The sequence below is a fragment of the Fructilactobacillus frigidiflavus genome (genome assembly GCF_044054575.1).
GTDB classification, from domain to species: domain Bacteria; phylum Bacillota; class Bacilli; order Lactobacillales; family Lactobacillaceae; genus Fructilactobacillus; species Fructilactobacillus frigidiflavus.
The window spans coordinates 436185-453942 of record NZ_CP168716.1 but is presented as its reverse complement, the minus strand read 5'-3'; the positions used below and the strand labels follow the sequence as shown (position 1 = coordinate 453942).

The window sequence follows — 17758 nt, the reverse complement described above, 5'->3', positions numbered from 1 at the left end:
ATTCAGTCTTTTTCGTAATCATCTTTAATTTTTTAAAAAATTCCAATGGAAAAATTAACGTTAAAATCACGTTGGCCTTCTAGCTTAATAATCCCCTTTTTGTCTTTCAAAATTCCGTTACTATCTTTGGTATCAGCAATCCCCCACCACGGTTCCAAACAAACAAAATCGGCATCTTTGATCGACCAGAAGCCAATATACTGACAATGATCAGCCATTATTGAAACACCGTGTTCTGATTTATCCGATTGAAGCATCACCATACTAGTTTGGTTTTCTCCAATATCAAAGATTTTTGCGTCATGCTTAAATAAATCATGAGATAGTTGGACCGGACTATCCAACGGTGCGTTATCTGATTTACTACTCAATCCATCAGCGTTAATTTGCATTAAATCAAATTTTCTCCGAGGAGCGGCCACCACGTAATAATCTGCAAAATTTTCTTGTTTCGGAAGCAAGGGAATATTGAAGCCCGGATGAGCTCCAATTGAAAAATACATTTCGTCGTTTCCAGTGTTAATTACTTTAATCGCCACGTCGATGTTATTTTTCACCAGTTGATAAGTAACGTTTAAAGTAAAATCAAACGGATAAATCAGTTTAGTTTGTTCATCAGAAGTCAAGCTAAACTCTACGCGATCGGCAGTTGCATTCACCACTGTGAACTGCTTATCCCGTGCAAAACCATGTTGTGTCATATGGTAAGTTTTCCCGTTGTATTGATAACTATCGTTTTTTAATTTACCAACAATCGGAAATAAAATTGGTGACTGTCGTTTCCAAAATTCCGGTTTACCCTGCCAAAGATATTCAAGCTCGTTATCAATCCGTTTAATGGATTTAATTTCAGCACCTAATTGATCAATTTCAACCCTTAAAAAATCATTTTTTAAAATTGTAGTCAATGTCATGTTCTCCTTCGTGATGTATTTAACATATCTTCAATTTTAACATTTTTATAAACTAACAACGTTCTTAATCATTTTACCAATAAATAGCGGAGCCGAATCTGAAAATAGAGCCAACTCTTAGTTAATTTACCAGTTGCCTGGCGTCCCTTTAAAACATCATAATTTTCACGTTTAATTTTTTTCAAAATAGCTTCATAGCCATCAATTGCCAGCCGTAAGGAAATTTTTGCCTGACGTTGGTCGATTAACTGCAGCACTTTTGTTTTAGAATCGTAAAGTCTGAATGCTTCGTCACTCAAGTTCGCCAATAATTGCCGTAAATTAGCTGAACTATGGGCCCCACTCAAAGCTGAATCGGTCACTTCAAGCTCATTTAACAATGACTGTGGTAAATAAAGATAGCCGTTGTCCCAATCTTCTTTCACGTCACGGATAATATTGGTTAACTGTAACGCAATGCCGACATTAACGATTTGGGATTGATCTGAAGCCGTTAATTTTTTGTTCGTCAAAATTGGGATGATCATTAGTCCAACCGTGCCGGCAACTCGGAAGCAGTAGTTTTTTAAGTCTGACTGTGTTTTAATGACGACTTGTTTTAAATCTTCTTCTTGTCCGACAATCATTTCGTCCATTAGGGTTACCGGAATTTGAAACACTTGAAAAATTAGTTGTAAATTCTGCCCTAGTTGGGTTTGAGGGTGATGTTGTTTTACACTTTCCCACACTTTCTTTAATTGCAAAAACTGGGAGGCATCTTTTGAATCAGCCGCATCATCTAATTTACGTAAAAAATCGTAAATCACAAAAATGCTTAAGGATTGATAACGCGGTAGCTTAGAGAAAGCATAGTAAAAAGTCGATGAATACTTTTTGATAACCGCTTCGCTCGCTTCCATCTGCGTTAGTTGTGATGCCATCATCTTTTCTCTATTCATTGGAAAAATCTCTTTCTACTTCTTTAGCAGCTAATTCGCCACTGGTAATCACGATTGGAACTCCAGCACCGGGGTGTGAACTTGCTCCGGCAAAATATAACCCATCAATTTTCCGTGCTTTATTGTGGGGACGGAAATAATTACTCTGTGCTAAAGTTGGTTTTAACCCAAATGCGGTACCAAATTTACTATTATAAAGGGAATTAAATTGATTTGGTGTGAAGATACTCTTCACTTTGATTTTCGCCTGTAAATCGGTTAACGCAAATCCCCGTTGTGCTTTGTCAATGACTTGATCAGCGTAATCGGCATATTGTTGTTCAGTTAACGTGCTAGTTTGTAAATTACCCACGGGTACTAAAATATACAAAGAAGACGCTCCAGCTGGGGCAAAGGAATCATCCAACTTGCTAGGATTGTAAATATAGTAAGAAGGATCAGGAGGTAGCACTCCAGTTTCAATTTCTTGAACATTTTCCTTAAAATCACTTGCCATTTTAATCGTATGCAAATCAAGTTGCGGATATTGAGCCTCTACCCCTAAATAAATCAATAAACATGACATTGAATAATCCATTTGCTTGATTTTTTGGGGTGTTTTTTTCTCTAATTTTTGGGCTTGCGGACTTAATAAACTTTCAACCGCATAAGGATAATCAGCATTAATTACCGCAGCATCTACTGGAATGGTTGCTCCATTGATTTGAAGTCCAGTTACTTTTCGACCGCTAGTGACGACTTGCTGTACTTCACTATCATATTGAAGCTTGCCGCCTAATTCCTCGAATCTCCGTTTCAAGGCTTTCGCATATTGGTACATTCCCCCTTTAATAAACCAAACTCCGTAAAGAAGTTCGATCATGGGAATGATGTTATAAATTGAGGGCCCACTAAATGGTGAAATCCCAATATAGAGAGTTTGAAATGATAATAAATATTGTAAATGTTGATTGGAAATAAATTTTTGCATGTCATGGTATGAAGAAGAAAAGGTTTTTAACTTAATGGCATTGATTAACGTTTTTAAGTTAAAAAAATCTTTTGGTGAGCGAAAACTTTGATAAATGAAGTTATCCTTGGCATTTAAATATTTCCGATAAATATCAGATAAATAATTCAAGAAACCAAGCATATCAGCATCACTACTACTTTCAAATAACTTTGTTAGTTTCACTAAGTCACTTGAAATTTCATAGTCTTGATTATCAATTTGAACTTTCATAAATGGATCAACCCGCTGCATGGTAAAGTAATCGTCTGGATTAACCCCCGTATCAATAAATGGTTTGCGATAAATATCCGGCATCATCACAATTGTCGGACCCATATCAAATTTGAAACCATCAATTTCTAACTGATTCATCTTCCCACCAACATGGTCGTTTTTTTCATAAATAGTAACATCATAGCCTTGATGTTGAAGCTGAATAGCAGTTGTTAAACCACCGACTCCTGCACCTACAACTGCAATTTTCTTTGACATTAATTTCTCCTTTAATAATGACACAAATTTTTTATCGTATTTAACTACATTTTAGTTTTACTAGCTAATTTAATTGTACTTGATTAGTAATTAATTTTGTTATTATATTGCATTTTTCAGATTGAAAATTTGATTATTTTTGCAATAAAAAAAGACCTTAGCTTGCGCTAAAGTCTTCTTAATTTGCGTGGCAACGTCCTATCCTCGCAGGGGGCGATCCCCCAACTACTTTTGGCGTGCTGAAGCTTAACTTCTGTGTTCGGCATGGGAACAGGTGTATCCTTCAGGCTATCGCCACCACACTATTTTGTTTGAGAACTTTGTTCTCTCAAAACTAGACAATATTATTTTCTTCCGATTAACTTCCATTGTATCTTCATTCTACTTGGTTAAGTCCTCGACTGATTAGTATTAGTCCGCTTCACGTATCACTACGCTTCCACTTCTAACCTATCTACCTGATCATCTTTCAGGAGTCTTACTTCCATATAGGAATGGGAAATCTCATCTTGAGGCGAGTTTCACACTTAGATGCTTTCAGCGTTTATCTCATCCATACATAGCTACTCAGCAATGCGCCTGGCGGCGCAACTGATACACCAGCGGTATGTCCATCCCGGTCCTCTCGTACTAGGGACAGCTCCTCTCAAATTTCCTGCGCCCGCGACGGATAGGGACCGAACTGTCTCACGACGTTCTGAACCCAGCTCGCGTACCGCTTTAATGGGCGAACAGCCCAACCCTTGGGACCAACTACAGCCCCAGGATGCGATGAGCCGACATCGAGGTGCCAAACCTCCCCGTCGATGTGAACTCTTGGGGGAGATAAGCCTGTTATCCCCAGGGTAGCTTTTATCCGTTGAGCGATGGCCCTTCCATATGGTACCACCGGATCACTAAGTCCGACTTTCGTCCCTGCTCGACCTGTATGTCTCGCAGTCAAGCTTGCTTTTGCCTTTACACTTTAGGAATGATTTCCAACCATTCTAAGCAAACCTTTGAGCGCCTCCGTTACTGTTTAGGAGGCGACCGCCCCAGTCAAACTGCCAACCAGACACTGTCTCCGCGCACGATCAGTGCGCAGGGTTAGAGTGTTCACATAACAAGGGCAGTATCCCACTGACGCCTCCACCGAGACTAGCGTCCCGGCTTCTATGGCTCCTACCTATCCTGTACAAGTTATGTAAACACCCAATATCAAGCTACAGTAAAGCTCCATGGGGTCTTTCCGTCCTGTCGCGGGTAACCTGCTTCTTCACAGGTATCTTAATTTCACCGAGTCTATCGTTGAGACAGTACTCAAATCGTTACGCCTTTCGTGCGGGTCGGAACTTACCCGACAAGGAATTTCGCTACCTTAGGACCGTTATAGTTACGGCCGCCGTTTACTGGGGCTTCATTTCGGTGCTTCGCCGAAGCTAACACTTCCACTTAACCTTCCAGCACCGGGCAGGCGTCAGCCCATATACTTCATCTTACGATTTTGCATAAACCTGTGTTTTTGATAAACAGTCGTTTGAGTCTTTTCACTGCGGCTGGCCGTGAGGCCAGCACCCCTTCTTCCGAAGTTACGGGGTCATTTTGCCGAGTTCCTTAACGATAGTTCTCTCGCTCACCTGAGGATACTCTCCTCGACTACCTGTGTCGGTTTGCGGTACGGGTAATTAATTACTAACTAGAAGCTTTTCTCGGCAGTGTGACGTCAGATACTTCTCTACTTAAATTTCGATCCTCATCATCGCTTGTCAACCCGCTTAAAAGCATTTAACTCTTAAACTGACTTACGATTTGAACACACATTTCCAATCGTGTGCATATCTTAGCCTACTGCGTCCCTCCATCGTTCAAACATAATTAACTAGTACAGGAATCTCAACCTGTTATCCATCGCCTACGCTTCTCAGCCTCGGCTTAGGTCCCGACTAACCCTGGGTGGACGAGCCTTCCCCAGGAAACCTTAGTCATTCGGTGGATCAGATTCTCACTGATCTTTCGCTACTCATACCGGCATTCTCACTTCTAAGCGCTCCAGTAGTCCTTACGGTCTACCTTCATTGCCCTTAGAACGCTCTCCTATCACGCAACATAGTTGCGTCCGCAGTCTCGGTAATATGCTTAGCCCCGGTAAATTTTCGGCGCAGAATCACTCGACTAGTGAGCTATTACGCACTCTTTAAATGGTGGCTGCTTCTGAGCCAACATCCTAGTTGTCTATGCAACTCCACTTCCTTTTCCACTTAGCATATATTTAGGGACCTTAACTGGCGGTCTGGGCTGTTCCCCTTTCGACGATGGATCTTATCACTCATCGTCTGACTCCCGGACATAAATCAATGGTATTCGGAGTTTATCTGAACTCAGTAATCCTAGATGGACCCCTTGCTCAAACAGTGGCTCTACCTCCATGATTCTAATTCCGAGGCTAGCCCTAAAGCTATTTCGGAGAGAACCAGCTATCTCCAAGTTCGTTTGGAATTTCACCGCTACCCACACCTCATCCCAGCACTTTTCAACGTACACGGGTTCGGACCTCCGGTGCGTATTACCGCACTTTCATCCTGGACATGGGTAGATCACCTGGTTTCGGGTCTACGGCAACATACTAATACGCCCTATTAAGACTCGCTTTCGCTACGGCTCCGCTTTTTCGGCTTAACCTTGCATGCAACTGTAACTCGCCGGTTCATTCTACAAGAGGCACGCCATCACCCATTAACGGGCTCTGACTGCTTGTAGGCACATGGTTTCAGGAACTATTTCACTCCCCTTCCGGGGTGCTTTTCACCTTTCCCTCACGGTACTGGTTCACTATCGGTCACTAGGGAGTATTTAGCCTTGGGAGATGGTCCTCCCAGATTCCGACGACGTTTCACGTGTGTCGCCGTACTCAGGATCCTGAACTGAGGGTATTTGATTTCGTTTACGAGACTATCACTCTCTTTGGTGTAGCTTCCCAACTACTTCAACTATCAAATACTTTTGTAACTCAAATGTTCAGTCCTACAACCCCGAACCACAAGGGTTCGGTTTGGGCTGTTCCCCGTTCGCTCGCCGCTACTTAGGGAATCGAAATTTCTTTATATTCCTGTGGGTACTTAGATGTTTCAGTTCCCCACGTCTGCCTCTGCATAGCTATGTATTCACTATACAGTGACCAGTCATAACACTGGTCGAGTTTCCTCATTCGGAAATCTCCGGATCAAAGCTTACGTACAGCTCCCCGAAGCTTATCGCAGTTAGTTGCGTCCTTCATCGGCTCCTAGTACCAAGGCATTCACCATGCGCCCTTATTAACTTAACCTATAATCCGACGGATTATAAATTATTTGAGTTTTAGCGATTAAAACTAATTAAAAAACTCAAAAATAACACAATGGTTATTTCTCGGTTCAATTATATAAAAATATAATTATTACAGAAAATAATATTATCTAGTTTTCAAAGAACAAAATTAAGAGAGTAGATACTCTCAAAACTGACCAAGATTTTGATTAATGTAAGGTTCCGAATTATTCCTTAGAAAGGAGGTGATCCAGCCGCAGGTTCTCCTACGGCTACCTTGTTACGACTTCACCCTAATCATCTGTCCCACCTTAGGCGGCGGACTCCTAAAAGGTTATCCAACCGACTTTGGGTGTTACAAACTCTCATGGTGTGACGGGCGGTGTGTACAAGACCCGGGAACGTATTCACCGTGGCATGCTGATCCACGATTACTAGCGATTCCAACTTCATGCAGTCGAGTTGCAGACTGCAATCCGAACTGAGAACGACTTTAAGAGATTAGCTTGACCTCGCGGTTTCGCAACTCGTTGTATCGCCCATTGTAGCACGTGTGTAGCCCAGGACATAAGGGGCATGATGATTTGACGTCGTCCCCACCTTCCTCCGGTTTATCACCGGCAGTCTCTCTAGAGTGCCCAACTTAATGCTGGCAACTAAAGACAAGGGTTGCGCTCGTTGCGGGACTTAACCCAACATCTCACGACACGAGCTGACGACAACCATGCACCACCTGTCATTCTGTCCCCGAAGGGAACGTCTAATCTCTTAGATTGGCAGAAGATGTCAAGTCCTGGTAAGGTTCTTCGCGTAGCATCGAATTAAACCACATGCTCCACCGCTTGTGCGGGTCCCCGTCAATTCCTTTGAGTTTCAACCTTGCGGTCGTACTCCCCAGGCGGAATGCTTAATGCGTTAGCTGCGGCACTGAAAGGCGGAAACCTTCCAACACCTAGCATTCATCGTTTACGGCATGGACTACCAGGGTATCTAATCCTGTTTGCTACCCATGCTTTCGAGCCTCAGCGTCAGTTACAGACCAGATAGCCGCCTTCGCCACTGGTGTTCCTTCATATATCTACGCATTTCACCGCTACACATGAAGTTCCACTATCCTTTTCTGCACTCAAGTTTATCAGTTTCCGATGCACTTCTCCGGTTAAGCCGAAGGCTTTCACATCAGACTTAATAAACCGCCTGCGCTCCCTTTACGCCCAATAAATCCGGACAACGTTTGCCACCTACGTATTACCGCGGCTGCTGGCACGTAGTTAGCCGTGACTTTCTGGTTAGATACCGTCATACCGTGAGCAGTTACTCTCACAGCTGTTCTTCTCTAACAACAGAGTTTTACGAGCCGAAACCCTTCTTCACTCACGCGGCGTTGCTCCATCAGACTTTCGTCCATTGTGGAAGATTCCCTACTGCTGCCTCCCGTAGGAGTATGGGCCGTGTCTCAGTCCCATTGTGGCAGATTACCCTCTCAGGTCTGCTACGTATCATCGCCTTGGTGAGCTATTATCTCACCAACTAGCTAATACGCCGCGGGTCCATCCAGAAGCACTAGCACAAAGGCCAGCTTTGAAACAAGAACCATGTGGTTCTTGTTGTTATACGGTATTAGCATCTGTTTCCAGGTGTTATCCCCTTCTTCTGGGCAGGTTACCCACGTGTTACTCACCAGTTCGCCACTCAGTCGGATCCAAAATCATCTCGGTGCAAGCACCAAGAATCAAATGGGCGACTTCGTTCGACTTGCATGTATTAGGCACGCCGCCAACGTTCGTCCTGAGCCAGGATCAAACTCTCATTTTAGAAATGAGAACTTTACTAGCTCTTATTTATTTGTTTTTGCAAATTGACATTGCATATTTGTTTAATTTTTAAACTAAGTTTAAAAATTATCCTTACACTTTATTGTAATCAAAATCTTGTTCAGTTTTCAAAGATCTACTCAATGACGTATCGTCTCAAACGGTACTTTATTAATATATCACATTGGTCAGGAAAGGTCAAGGATTTTATTCAACAAATTTAAAATTAATTTCAAATCATTAAACACTTAACATTTCCGCGTCAACAATATTTAACTATATACTAGTCAAATCATGATGTCAACAATTTGGTCAAAAAAAGTCAATTTTTTTATTATTAAACTTTCTTTAATTGAAATTCATAACTTTTTTCACTTTTCTAAAGTATGATAGTATAAACATAATCATTACTAAATCGGAAAGGAATCACTATGAATAATCAAATTACGCTTCAATTCTCATACATTAATCACCAAATTAATGAACCATTAAATGATGAAAATATCATTTCTGAATTAAATCCCGTCGTTAACGGCGTGCGGACGACTCCGCAATTTTTCGTTAATACATCAAACGTTAATCCTTATCAAAGCGGGACTTACACGGCAACGATTTTGTGCCAGGTCGGTGATCAACGGCTTGAACAAAATTTCAAAGTTAACGTCAAAGATTTCAATCGTTTAAATGGTAATAATGTCGTAAATAACCAAAATAATAATATTCCCCAGAGCAACCAGAATTATGCCCCTCGCAAACCATCAACGGCCAAAAAGATTTGGATTGGCATTTTAGTATTTGTATTAATCGTTTTAGGCCTAACTTCTTGTTCCATTTATAATCAAGCTAAAACCAACCAAGCTCAAAATAGTGCGCAAAACCAAAAACTTCAGACTGAACTAAATCAAGTTAAGCAAGCCCAAAAGACTTATCAAGAAAACCACGATAAGCAACAACTTGAAAGCACCTTAAGTGGAATCCAATCAGAAATCAGTCAACTGCAAAACGATAATGCAACTGCTGCTTTAAACAATCAAATTAGTAAAATTCAAAGCAATCCCGATTCTAGCAAATTAGAATCAGAAATGGATGGATTGAAAGCCCAAATTCAACAACAAAGTGGAATAATTCAAGAAATGCAAAATGTCCTTAACTCAGTACTAAGCAAAATTGGATTATAAAAACTACTAACCTAGCCATTAACGGCTGGGTTATTTTTTTTGCACAAAAAACAGGCCTAAGCACGGGCAGTTTTTTACAACTTTACGAAGGATCAACAGAACCTTAATGTACTCGCACTCATTCCTGCATCTACATACTAGATCATCCGCACTTTATTGCAAATAAAAAGTTCTCCTTTCAGAGAACTAATTATTATGAAGTTGCTAATCGTCTTTCAAACCACTTTGATAGAAGTGACAAACTGTAGTTAACAACAAAGTAAAGCGCGGTCACAATCGCAAACATCGGAATCATGTAATTAGGATTTTGTCCATAAATTACTTGGCTTCGGAACATCATTTCCGTTAAAACAATCGCGGTTGCAAGCGACGTATCCTTTACCAAAGAAATGAACTGTGAAATCAATGGTGGAATCGAATTTTTCAACGCTTGAGGCAACAAAATGTACCATAATGTCTGAAATTTAGTCATTCCAGTTGAGAGAGCCCCTTCTGCTTGACCAACTCCAACTGACATTAAGCCACCCCGAATAATCTGGGAAACCATCGTTGATTCAAAGACCGACATAGCAAAAACCGTTGCGGTAAAAGCATCTAGTTCTATCCCTAATTTTGGCATCGCAAAGTATGTGAAGAAAATTAATAACAATAATGGTAGATTCCGAATTGTATTAACGATAAATTGAACCGTTCGGGAAAAGTACGGAACTTCCTCAAATAAGATTACTCCTAAAGTCGTCCCAACGATAAAACTGATAATAATCGAAATGATTGAAACAGCAATCGTGATGCCTAAGCCACCCATTAGATAGTGCATGTTAACTGAATTGAATGCTGATGCATAAATCATTGCGCTACCTCCTATCTTAATCTATTTTCTAAGTGATTAATGCAAACTGAGAGTGGTCCAGTGAGCAACAAATAGAAAATTCCAATGACAATATACGTGTTAAACGGATCCAAATTTGATCCAGAGATTACGTTAGCTTGGTACATCAAGTCTAATCCTGCAACAAAGGAAAGAATTGACGAATTTTTTACCAGATTAATGAATTGGTTTCCTAACGAAGGAATTGCCAATTTAAATCCTTGAGGCAAAACAACGTGAATCATAGCTTGGGTATACGTTAATCCGTTGGAACGTGCCCCTTCCATTTGGCCGGGATCAACCGAGTTAACTCCGCCCCGAATACATTCAGCAATAAATGATGATGTATAAAGGATCAGTGCAATCGTTCCTGCCCAAAAACCATTAATTTTAACGGCATGGGAAACCACGACATAGAAAAACAAGGTAATTACTAGTAATGGGATATTCCGGAAAAACTCCACAAATGCCGTCCCAATCAACTTCAAAAATCGATTGGGTGCCATTTCCATTAAAGCAAACACGGTTCCTAAGATTAGGGAGCCTAAAAGTCCAACAATCGATGAAAGAATTGTAAATTCAAATCCAGTGATAATCGTGGACCAGTTATCAGTTAAAATTTTGATCATTTTGTCAATTCCCTCCAATCTAAGCCAGGAATGTTACCAAACCATTTTTTAATCAAACGGTCATAAGTTCCGTCTGCTCGGATTTCTTTAAGTGCCCGATTAACGGCTTTTTGTAAATCAGCTTGGCCTTTGTCCATCGCTAATCCATAAGGTTGGTTCGTGAATGTACCTCCAACAACGGCAACATCCTTACTTTGTTGACAGAAACCGTACAAAATCGCGTTATCAGTCGTCATCGCATCTCCTTGCCCAGATTGTAAGGCACTGAAGGCTTGCGAATTATCTGGCATCGCAATTAATTTTGCTTTAGGAGCAAACTTTTTCGTGGTTTCCATGGCTGTCGTTCCCATTACCCCAATAATTGTTGATTTGGGATTATTTAATTGTTGAATATTTTTAATTCCTGAATCTTTTTTAACTAAAATTGATTGTCCAGCTGGGAAATATGGATTCGAGAAATCAACCACTTTGGCTCTTTCTGGCGTAATCGTCATGGAAGCTGCCACCGCATCAACTTGGTTATTTTTAATTAATTGAATTTTGGAACTAGTCGTTACTGGCGTAAATTCTGGCTTAATTTCAGTTCCTTGGTCTTTCGCAATTTGTTTGGTGATAGCACGCGCTATATCAACATCAAAACCTTCACTTTGCCCTGTTTTTGGACTAATCAAACCAAACAAACGAGTATCGCTCTTAACTCCCCAACGCATTACGTGGGCTGATTTAATGTTTTCCAGTGAGTTTTTGGTCTTAGTTTGATATGCGTGATAAGTCCAGCCAAATACTAAGCTACCAACTAAAACAACCACTAAGACGATTGCTGCCAGTAAACCAATGCGTTTTCTTTTTAATTTACTCATAGGTTTATCCTCGTTTCTTAATGATGTTCAACTTGTGAAAGGAATTGACGGGCCCGTTCCGTTTTCGGTTGCTTAAAGAATTCATCAGTTGATGAATCTTCTAAAATCTTGCCGTCAGCCATGAAAATAACGCGATCAGCCACGGCTTTCGCAAAATCCATTTCATGGGTCACTACTAAACTGGTCATGTCGGAACTCTTAGCAATGTCGCGCATAACGCTCAATACACTGCCGACCATTTCAGGATCCAAGGCCGACGTTGGTTCATCAAAAAGTAAGACTTTGGGATCCATCGCTAGTGAACGAGCAATCGCAATCCGTTGCTTTTGCCCACCAGATAGTTGAGCGGGATACTTAGCGCCTTGATCGGTTAAGCCAACGCGTTTTAATAATTGATCCGCAATTTCGCGGTTTTTGGTGTCATCACGTTTCAAAACAATTTTGGGCGCCAACATAATGTTGTCTAAAATAGTTTTGTTGTTGTAAAGATTAAAGTGTTGGAAAACCATTCCAACATCCGTTCTTAATTGGTTAAGGTTAGTTTTATCACTAGATAGATCCTTGCCGTCCACAATTAATTGACCCTTTTGAATAGTTTCCAAACCGTTAATGGTTCTGAGTAGAGTTGATTTTCCAGAACCGGATGGTCCGATTAAAACGACGGTTTCGCCCGGATGAATGGTTAAATTAATATCATGAAGTGCATGAAAATCACCATAATATTTTTGTACATCTTTGAATTGAATAATATATGACATATTTATGTCCCTCCTCATTTTCTCTAGAAAGGGGCTTCTAGGCTAACTTAAGCTTACGGGATAAGTCGAAATTAGCCTAGGTTTGCTGTCACGTTTTGTAACATCAAAACCGAATAAAATTCGATTTAAATAATTTTTATTCGGTTTTATTCGTCAAACGTTTCATGTGAAACGAAAAAAAAACGTTGGTTCCTAATATCGGAATCAACGTTTTGTTTTTTATAGCAATGGTGATAATAAACGACTAAAGTGTTGCTTGAAATTAAGCCAAGCAGATTGATCTTTAAAGATTTGTTCGGTTTGTAACGTACTTTCAGCAATGTTTTCTGCGTAAATTTCTTCCATTTTTTGAGCTAGTTTTTCATCATAAACAAAAGAATTACATTCAAAGTTTAATTCAAAACTCCGGTAATCTAGATTGGCTGATCCAATTGAAACTAACTTGTGATCAACCACCATCGTTTTGGCATGCATAAACCCATTGTTATAGGCGTAAACTTTTACCCCTAAATGGCTTAATTGACGTGAATAATACTGAGTTGCCCGATAAACAAACGGATGATCAGGCATATCGGGAGTGACAATTTCGACATCTACCCCCGACTTAGCCGCAATCTTCAACGCATTTAAGACTGATTCATCAGGAATCAAGTATGGAGTCGTAATCTTAATTGATTTTTCTGCCATTTCAATCAACTTAATGTAACCCATCTTAATTTGTTCCATCGTTGAATCAGGACCACTGGCAACCACTTGCAAAATTGCATTCCCGTTGGTTTGCATCTTAGGGTAGTATTTCGCAATATTAGTCGGATCATTCGGATCAATTTGTGATTTAAGATCAGTGGCGTTCCAATCTAAGATGAAACGTGATTGAAGTCCGTAGACCCCATCACCATGAACTCTAATCGTACAGTCACGCCAATTACCAAATTTTTTGGTCCAACCCATGTATTGATCACCAATGTTCAATCCACCAATATAACCAAATTCACCATCAACGGTCACTAACTTGTGGTGATCACGGAAATTAACCCGCATGTCTTTAATGTTTAACTTATTGTGCAAGAAAGGAAGCGCTTTTCCTCCCGCATCAATTAATGGTTTAAAGAACTTTTCTGTCGTTCCCATTGAACCCCAAGCATCATACACTACTCGAACATCAACCCCTGCTTGGGCTCTTTCAACCAAGAGATTTAGAGTTTCCCGTCCAATTTTATCATGTGAAAAAGCATAAAATTCAATGTTAATCGAACTTTTAGCATTTCTAAAATCCTCAAACAATTGTTTGATAAAAGCAGGACCATTCGTAAACGTTTCAATTTCATTGTGCCCTAATAAAGGTGCTGAAGCGGTATTCATAAAAAGTTTTACTAAGCCTTGGGAGTCGTTAACAATCTTGTTGTTGGGATTCTCTGCTTCATTAAATTTGCCCAACTTTTGCTTTTGTTGCTTAATTTCATGTTTAACTTGCTTCTTAGCGCTCCCACTCAGTCTTAACAAACTGCTCTTGGGTAACCGACGGCCGAAAAAGGCATATGCAATAAAGCCAAGGACTGGAATAAAGGTTAACACTAATAACCAAGCCCAGGTTGCTGCAATGTCACGTGGGGTTCTAAAAACGGTAATAATCGCAAAAATCGTGTTAATGATGATAATTGCATCTAAAATTGACCAAAAAATTGCCATGGAATCTCCTCCTATTTTCTCTTAACTCTATTCTACCTAATTTCACAGCTTTTTGTTGTAAAAAAAGAAGTAATCGCAAAAACGATTACTTCTAATTTGTGATTTTACTTAATAATTATTGATTAATTATGCCGTTTTCCTAAACCGAATAGTCCAAGCGTTCCAAGCATAATTGAACCGATGATGGCCATAATACTTGCATCCGCATTTTGTCCAGTTTGTGGAAGAATATTTTTCTTACTTTGTTGACGATATTCAGCTCTAGTTTGTTGAACAGCTGCTGGATCACTAATGTTTATTACAGTAGTGTTCTTATCAGGATTAACGATAGTCACTGTTGAAAAATCATTAGGATTGTCTGTTTTAACAGTTACCGAAACAGCAGAAGCATTGTTACCATTTGGTGCTTGTACATCTGCATGCCCACTAACTTGTGAACCTGATTTTGCATTACTGTTTGTTTCAGCTTTGTTAAGGTACACATTAACTGATCCATCAGAACTATTTACAACTGAAACTACTTCATCACCATACTTAGCACCATCAACTGCTTTAACCATGTCACCATTGCCAAGATCAATCATTCCATCACTAGTGATAGTTTGTTCTGAGGTAACTTCATTACCATTGTTATCTATGTAATGAACATGAACAATTTCTGGCTGAGTTACTTCAACAGGTTTGGTAGTACTTACAATTACAACTAGATTTTGCTTAAAATCACGTTGTAATGTATAAGTTTGGTCCCCACTAATAAAGTAAAAACCAGCGGGCAAGTTATCCATTACATTAATGGTATCGCCTGGTTTACCGTTATAAGTAGCAGTTTTTACAATTTCGTTCGTTCCTTGTTTGTAGTATTGAACGCTCGCTGTAACTTGCATATTAGGATTTCCAACATATGTCTTACTTGCCACATAAGCTAATTTAGCATCGTCACCTTTCATGGTAACCGTTACATTTTGAGCTGGACTTAACGTATAACGTAAAATTGTGTAAATCTTTCCAACTTGTGGTAATTCAATTTCTAAACTCTGAGTATCAGTTCTAATGTTTAATTGATTAATTAAATCAAAACCAGTTACATCATATACCAAACTGTACCATTTAGAAGTTTCACCAGTAAAGGTTCCACCATCACGCCAGTAAGCTAATCTCATTCCATCGGTTGTTCTATATAACAAGATATGTTGTGCACCATCAGTTTCTTCAAAATTAATTTGCGCTTTGAAGTTAGGATTATCAATCCCAGTAAAATTAAAATCGTAAGTTTGCGCTAAAGATTGGTCTTTACTGATTGTAACGGTCCCATCACTAGCATCAACATTACTCTTAATAATTTTACTATCACGCCATTCAGAACCATCAAGTCCAACCCAACGTTCTTTAATTGCACCGTTATCTAAATAAACTTCTCTAAACGTTGCAACACCAGGAACAGCAATCGGAGTCCCACCTTTAACTGCTTCAGTAGAATATGAACAGTTACCTAGCCATCCATTTTGGATAGTAGAATTCATTACATTTGATAGTGGATTAGGATTATATTGGTTAGTTCCACCATAGTAATCAGCACCATAATCAGTCTTAAACATCGTAGACTTATCTGTAACAATCATCTTGTCAGGGTCATTTGGATCTTGAATTGAACCATCCGCAACAAAAACCCCTTGATCATTTACTTGTCCTACAATTGCTAAACAACCTTCACCATTAACTAAATTGTAGTTTTGGCCAGCACCCCAGTTTTGAATCCCAATAAACATGACATCCTTAGGCTTACCAGTAGTTTGGTCATACATTCTTGAAATTCCAGGAGTTTCAATCAAGGTTTCTTTGGTAAAGGCAGCATTTTCCCCAGCAAGTTCAGTTAACCCGATTTGATGGAAATTAATTCCATCATCACTAGCATATTGAGCAACTCCGTGACTGGTATTATTATTCCATCCCTGTGCAAGGAAAATTTCCATTTGATTTGTTTCAGAATTGTACCATAGGCTCGGATCACGATTGTCATCGTAATAGCCATAGGCTGCTTGAGGTAGACCGGTAATTGGATGGTCAACTAATAAATTAAAGTTATAACCACCATCTAAACTCTTCAATAGCCAAATGTTTTGACCAGGAACACCTAGACCAGGCGTACTAATTGCAGCAATTAAAACATTATTGGCTTGAGGTAAATCTTTGTAAAATCCATTTTCGTTGGTAATAATTGAACCAGTCCAAGAAGCGTCCCACTTACCTTCAACTTTTCCAGGAATCGCAGTACCACAATTTTGGAAATGAATTAAGTCAGAACTAGTTGCATGATACCAACCATCTTGAGTGTAATAATCTTGTCCATCAGCATTAGTATTACTGTGTAAGTAGTAAAAATGCCATAAATCATTATCATCTTTCCAAATCGTTTGGACATCATTTCCTGCACCTTCTGGATCAGAATAATGATATTCTTGACGGTATTTACTAAATTCTTCTCCGGCTTGAGCAGTAGTTGCTTTAGTTGGATCAAAAGGCAAAATTGCATTGTCATTAGGGTTAGAGTTTACGTCTGGCTTAGCATCATCAGCTGGTTTTGAACTGCTATCATGATCAACAGTTTCCCCATTTGATAACTTATCAGGGTTAACAATATTAGCATCATTGGCAGCACCAGTACTACCTGAATAGGCATCTGAAGCTTTTGTACTACCGTCAGATTTTTGTGATGAAGTTGTCTGCTTAGAATCAGCATTTCCTAATCCATTAACTGAATTTTTACTATCTAAATTGGTATCTAATTTAGTTTCGGAAACTTGAGATGATTTTTTATCACCTGCAACTTTTTCATTTTTATCATCTGATTTTGCTTTATTGTCATCACTGTTCTTACTGTCTTTGACATCACTTTTACTAGCAGTATCATTAGTCTTAGTGTCCTTTGCAACGCTAGGAGTCGTTTCAGCAGCCTTAATTTCTTTTACACTAGTATCAGTTGTTTTAGTTGTATCTGTACTAGGAGCTTTTTTATCAGTTGCTACTGGTGTAGCTGTGGCAGCTTTAGTAGTAGTATCATTAGTTACATCTACTTTGGCAGTTGGCGTGCTAGGTGCTGCATCTGACTTAGGAGTAGCCGTATCAACAGTTAGACTAGTTGTTTGACCCGTACCTGGGGCAGCAACAGCTGGTTGAGTGGTTGTATCAGCATTAACTGTATGTGATACAAACATTGAAGTACCAGCAACTACTGCAGTAGTAGTAATGGCAGCATAAATCCATTGCTTACCTGATTTATACATCTTGTAGTGTTGCTTATTTTCAGAGTTTAGACTATTCATGGTCACTTGCCTTTCAATCAATAAT

10 protein-coding genes and 3 rRNA genes are annotated in these 17758 nt (G+C 39.6%); 1 reads left to right on the top strand and 12 read right to left on the bottom strand.

Translation table 11 applies throughout. The features are described 5' to 3' along the window. Nucleotides 1-32: 32 nt before the first annotated feature. From ACEPSS_RS02305 to ACEPSS_RS02280, 6 genes are all read right to left on the bottom strand, one after another. Complete coding sequence (locus tag ACEPSS_RS02305; protein ID WP_395319817.1) at nucleotides 33-914, bottom strand: aldose 1-epimerase family protein; 882 nt, start codon at nucleotides 912-914, stop codon at nucleotides 33-35. A gap of 68 nt (nucleotides 915-982) precedes the next feature. Further along, nucleotides 983-1852, bottom strand: coding sequence for a phytoene/squalene synthase family protein (locus ACEPSS_RS02300; protein ID WP_395319816.1), 870 nt, complete (start codon nucleotides 1850-1852; stop codon nucleotides 983-985). After that, nucleotides 1845-3335, bottom strand: coding sequence for a phytoene desaturase family protein (locus ACEPSS_RS02295; RefSeq protein ID WP_395319814.1), 1491 nt, complete (start codon nucleotides 3333-3335; stop codon nucleotides 1845-1847). The genes ACEPSS_RS02300 and ACEPSS_RS02295 overlap by 8 nt, the downstream gene beginning before the upstream one ends. Nucleotides 3336-3520: 185 nt before the next feature. Next, nucleotides 3521-3637, bottom strand: a 5S ribosomal RNA gene (gene rrf, locus ACEPSS_RS02290). Between the two features lie 83 nt (nucleotides 3638-3720). After that, nucleotides 3721-6636, bottom strand: a 23S ribosomal RNA gene (locus tag ACEPSS_RS02285). Between the two features lie 219 nt (nucleotides 6637-6855). Continuing rightward, nucleotides 6856-8432: ribosomal RNA gene (locus ACEPSS_RS02280) — 16S ribosomal RNA — on the bottom strand. Together the 16S, 23S and 5S rRNA genes form the textbook arrangement of a ribosomal RNA operon. A gap of 430 nt (nucleotides 8433-8862) precedes the next feature. On the opposite strand from ACEPSS_RS02280, the gene ACEPSS_RS02275 reads away from it, so the two are divergent. Next, nucleotides 8863-9609, top strand: a complete 747-nt coding sequence (locus tag ACEPSS_RS02275) for a hypothetical protein (protein ID WP_395319812.1) — start codon at nucleotides 8863-8865, stop codon at nucleotides 9607-9609. Between the two features lie 193 nt (nucleotides 9610-9802). On the opposite strand, the gene ACEPSS_RS02270 is transcribed toward ACEPSS_RS02275, so the two are convergent. From ACEPSS_RS02270 to ACEPSS_RS02245, 6 genes are all read right to left on the bottom strand, one after another. Continuing rightward, nucleotides 9803-10459 carry an amino acid ABC transporter permease gene (locus ACEPSS_RS02270; protein ID WP_395319810.1) on the bottom strand — a complete coding sequence of 219 codons (657 nt, stop codon included), beginning with the start codon at nucleotides 10457-10459 and terminating at the stop codon, nucleotides 9803-9805. A gap of 11 nt (nucleotides 10460-10470) precedes the next feature. Further along, nucleotides 10471-11106: an amino acid ABC transporter permease gene (locus ACEPSS_RS02265; protein ID WP_395319808.1), complete on the bottom strand. Its 636-nt coding sequence runs from the start codon at nucleotides 11104-11106 to the stop codon at nucleotides 10471-10473. Beyond that, nucleotides 11103-11966 (bottom strand): transporter substrate-binding domain-containing protein, encoded by an 864-nt coding sequence (locus tag ACEPSS_RS02260; protein ID WP_395319806.1) that lies wholly within the window; start codon nucleotides 11964-11966, stop codon nucleotides 11103-11105. The genes ACEPSS_RS02265 and ACEPSS_RS02260 overlap by 4 nt, the downstream gene beginning before the upstream one ends. 17 nt (nucleotides 11967-11983) lie before the next feature. Then, nucleotides 11984-12724: an amino acid ABC transporter ATP-binding protein gene (locus ACEPSS_RS02255; protein WP_395319805.1), complete on the bottom strand. Its 741-nt coding sequence runs from the start codon at nucleotides 12722-12724 to the stop codon at nucleotides 11984-11986. Nucleotides 12725-12943: 219 nt separating this feature from the next. Then, nucleotides 12944-14413: a cardiolipin synthase gene (gene cls, locus ACEPSS_RS02250; RefSeq protein WP_395319803.1), complete on the bottom strand. Its 1470-nt coding sequence runs from the start codon at nucleotides 14411-14413 to the stop codon at nucleotides 12944-12946. 122 nt (nucleotides 14414-14535) lie between these two features. Continuing rightward, a complete protein-coding gene (locus ACEPSS_RS02245; protein WP_395319801.1) occupies nucleotides 14536-17733 on the bottom strand; it encodes a KxYKxGKxW signal peptide domain-containing protein in 3198 nt (1065 codons plus the stop codon). Between the last annotated feature and the right edge of the window lie 25 nt (nucleotides 17734-17758).